Raw genomic sequence first — 3,672 nt, forward strand, 5'->3', positions numbered from 1 at the left:
GGCCGTCACGCAGCGACAAGACATGCTGCGCGAGGCTATCGACATTATCCGCAGCCTGTTCGGCGGTGATCTGGTCGACTGGCGTGGTGACTATTACCAGGTGGACTCCGCGCGGCTGTGGGATCTGCCCGACGTCCCGGTCGGCATCGGCGTGGCCATGGGCGGCAAAAAGGCCATCGCCACGTTCGGCCTGCTGGCCGACCACCTGATGGCCGTCGAACCCGACGGGGACCTCGTGCACGAATGGCACAACGCGCGGCAGGGCCAGGGCATTGCCGGTGGGGGACGGGTAGTCGGCCAGATCCCGATCTGCTGGGACCCCGACCGCGAGGCCGCCGTCGAGCGCGCACACGACCAATTCCGCTGGTTCGCCGGCGGCTGGAAAGTCAACGCCGACCTGCCGACTCCGGCCGGCTTCGCCGGAGCGACGCAGTACGTCCGGCCCGAGGATGTCGCCGCGACCATTCCGTGCGGACCCGACCTCGACGCCATCGTCGAGGCCGTTCGTCCCTACTGGGAAGCGGGATTCACCGACATCGCGCTGGTCCAGGTCGGTGGCGACAGCCAACAGCAATTCCTGAAAGAGGCTGCGGAACCGCTGCTGGCAGCGCTCCGGTCGGCCGCGTAGAAGGGCAGGACACATGTCAAACTCGTTGCAAGGCAGAAAAATAGCGATCCTGGCGGCTGACGGCGTCGAGAAGGTCGAATTCGAGACACCGCGCGCGCACCTGGCCGAGAACGGCGCGCAGGTGGCACTGTTGTCGCTGAAAACCGGTGACATTCAAGCCCGTGACCACGATTTGGAGCCGGCCGGAACGATTCGCGTCGATCAAGTGGTCTCGGAGGCATCGGTGGACGAATTCGATGCGCTGGTATTGCCCGGCGGCACCGTGAACCCGGACAAGCTACGCCTGGACAATCACGCGGTCGCGTTCGTTCGTGACTTCGTGAACTCGGGCAAGCCGGTCGCGGCCATTTGTCACGGGCCGTGGACCCTGGTGGAGGCGGGTGTGGTTGCGGGCCGCACGCTGACGTCGTACCCGAGTATCCGCACCGATCTGCGAAATGCCGGTGCAGACGTGGTCGACGAAGAAGTTGTCGTGGACGGCAACCTGATCACCAGCCGCTCACCCGACGATCTTCCGGCGTTCTGCGCGAGGCTCATCCACCAGCTCGAGCAAGCCTCGGTGCGCGGCTGAACCCTTTGCTGGTCGCCCCCTGCGCTGGCTGCTTCTGTTTCGAGTCCGTCGATTGTGGGCATCTGACATCACAAGGCGCCGTTAGCACTACGGCAATCAGCATCTGTGAAAGGCCGAAGTGACTACCGCTTACTCTGACGGGCGCAAGCCGCTGGACATCGAGGGTGTTTACCCGCCGCAACACGACTCGCAATTATTGATCGATACGCTACGTGAGACCGGCCTGTTTCGTGGCCGGCGAGTTCTGGACCTGTGCACCGGCAGCGGGGTCGTTGCCATCGCGGCAGCCGAGTCCGATGCGGCCAGCGTGATCGCGTTCGACATCTGTCCGCGGGCCGTGAGCTGTACGCGAGGCAATGCCGTCTACGTCGGCGTCAGCATCGACGTTGTGGAGGGATCATGGTCGCGAGCAATGGATTACGCGCCGTTTGATCTCATCGTGTCGAACCCGCCCTACGTGCCAACTCCACCGGCGGGCGATACTGACGTCATCCCGCTCACCGCCGGTCCCGCTCGAGCCTGGAATGCGGGCATTGACGGGCGGATGGTGCTCGATCCGTTGTGCGAGTCCGCGGCGGGGATGCTCGACGTCGGTGGCACGCTGCTGATGGTGCAGTCCACATTGTCCGGTGTCGACAAATCGCTGGAATCGTTGCGGTCGACCGGCCTAGATGCGGAAGTTGTTGCCGCACGGACTATTCCCTTCGGCCCGGTGTTGTCTGCCCGCGCCCGCTGGCTGGAGGTCACCGGCCTGATCAGGCCTGGCTGCCGGACCGAAGAACTGGTAGTGATCCGTGCGGACAAACCATGACCGACTCCGTTCGGGTGCAGATCGTGCCCAACGGGCCGGTGCTGATAACTGGACCCGTCAGCATCGAGGCGCCCAACGGTGAGATCGTCGAATCCGATCGCTTCATGGTCGCGATCTGCACCTGCCGGCGTAGCAAGGGTTACCCGATGTGCGATACCAGCCATCGGCGTTGTCGGCCAGCGGCGCAGTCGAATTCAGTTGAGCGGCCGTCGTAACGACGTCGTCCCGGCTTTCCACGACGCCATGATCACATCGGCGAGCCGGTCTTCGACGGCGGCGTGCGCCCGGATGCCGAATACCACGTCGGACTCCAAGTGAGGCTCTTGCGCGACCAGGGTGCCCACCACGTCTCGACGCACCACCTGCTCGTGCACCGCGTCGGCCTCGACGTGTTCGCGGTAGAACGTGACACATTCCGGCGGTGCACCCAGACGTTGCAACGCCTCGACCAACCGGCGTGAGCCTGGCGATGAGGTGATCTCGGTCGAGGCGAAATGTCCGACAGCGGCTCCGCGGAATTTTCGGTGTAAACCGAACAGCGACATCAGGTTGACCGCGGCCAGAGCCTCGGCGGGAACCACGTCGAGGTAGGCCAGGTAGTTCGCATCGAGTCCGGCGGCGGTCAACAGGTCGGCGAACAGTCGCTGATGCATCCGCGCCCCGCGACCCGCCCCGTACTCGTCGAATTCGACTGCCACAAACGACGCCTTGGCCTGTCCGGTGAGCCGGGGGATGGCGAACGCGTGCGGGTCGCCTTCTTTGAGGTGGTACAGCGAACGGTGGACGAAGTACTCGAGCATCTGCTGCCAGGTTCCGTTGTCGCGCAACCAATATGACGGGCCATCCCCGTCGGATACCTCTATCGAGAGGTCGTCCATTTCGGCGCCGGTGGTGCGGCCGGGCTCGATCGGACCTACATCGCGAGATACTCCGGTCAAAAACGAACGCTCCAATTGTGCGCGCAGATGCAACAAACCTGGATTCCATTCCCAGTTCGGGTCGACGTCGGCGAAGCCGCGGTAGTGCAGCTCGTAGCACATGTACAACGCCAGCTGCAGATCCAGGCCATACGGGTCAGAGTGGCGAGCTGACGCACCGAGGCGCGTCATCTGGTCGTGCGGGGCGGACCCGGTGAGGCTACGGCGGACGGCCGCCGACAACGGCCCGTGCGCCGCCGGTAGCCGAGGTTCGACGACTGCTTGTGCGTGAGTCACGGGCGTGTGTACCCACCCGGCCGCCCTTGGCAAACGGGCGGCTGTTGCAAGTTTGCGGCGACCCAGCAGGAATTGGGGTCCCGGGGCGGCCGAACGGTGACCGAAGATGTCGACGCCCGCGGCATGTGGCTACTTTCCCGCAGCTCAGGCGGTGGAGCCAGAGGGCAACGTGTGGGCTACAACCAGGCCTTTGGTTAAGGGAAGCTTGTGGGCCGGCAAATATTTTGCCGTTCCGGCCACTTCAAGATCACCCGGGAGGTACTCTCTCGACATTCGGACTGTTGTATGTGAATTCAATAACCATTGGGGGCTCTGGTGATCGAACATCGTCGTTTTGTGTTGGCAATGGGCGCGGCGGCCGGCGGCCTCGCCGCAGCCGCGGTGATCCCGCTGGCGTTGGCGCACGCCGATGACGGCATTACCATGGCGCCCGCCGGCCCAGACCTGC

5 protein-coding genes are annotated in these 3,672 nt (G+C 64.4%); 4 read left to right on the top strand and 1 reads right to left on the bottom strand.

From position 1 onward, the window contains the following. From AC2VOU_RS06570 to AC2VOU_RS06585, 4 genes are all read left to right on the top strand, one after another. Positions 1-628, top strand: a 628-nt coding sequence (locus AC2VOU_RS06570; RefSeq protein ID WP_486956641.1) for a TIGR03557 family F420-dependent LLM class oxidoreductase, incomplete at its 5' end; no start/stop codon positions are given. Positions 629-641: 13 nt separating this feature from the next. Continuing rightward, positions 642-1,199, top strand: coding sequence for a type 1 glutamine amidotransferase domain-containing protein (locus AC2VOU_RS06575; protein WP_486956642.1), 558 nt, complete (start codon positions 642-644; stop codon positions 1,197-1,199). Positions 1,200-1,317: 118 nt separating this feature from the next. Then, complete coding sequence (locus tag AC2VOU_RS06580; RefSeq protein ID WP_486956643.1) at positions 1,318-2,010, top strand: HemK2/MTQ2 family protein methyltransferase; 693 nt, start codon at positions 1,318-1,320, stop codon at positions 2,008-2,010. After that, positions 2,007-2,225 carry a CDGSH iron-sulfur domain-containing protein gene (locus AC2VOU_RS06585; RefSeq protein ID WP_486956644.1) on the top strand — a complete coding sequence of 73 codons (219 nt, stop codon included), beginning with the start codon at positions 2,007-2,009 and terminating at the stop codon, positions 2,223-2,225. The genes AC2VOU_RS06580 and AC2VOU_RS06585 overlap by 4 nt, the downstream gene beginning before the upstream one ends. Here the strand turns inward: AC2VOU_RS06585 and AC2VOU_RS06590 are convergent. Beyond that, on the bottom strand, positions 2,205-3,224 hold the full coding sequence (locus AC2VOU_RS06590; RefSeq protein WP_486956645.1) for an iron-containing redox enzyme family protein: 1,020 nt from the start codon (positions 3,222-3,224) through the stop codon (positions 2,205-2,207). The two genes, AC2VOU_RS06585 and AC2VOU_RS06590, sit on opposite strands and share 21 nt — an antisense overlap. Positions 3,225-3,672: the final 448 nt, after the last annotated feature.

Source organism: Mycobacterium sp. TH-M25, from assembly GCF_057473665.1.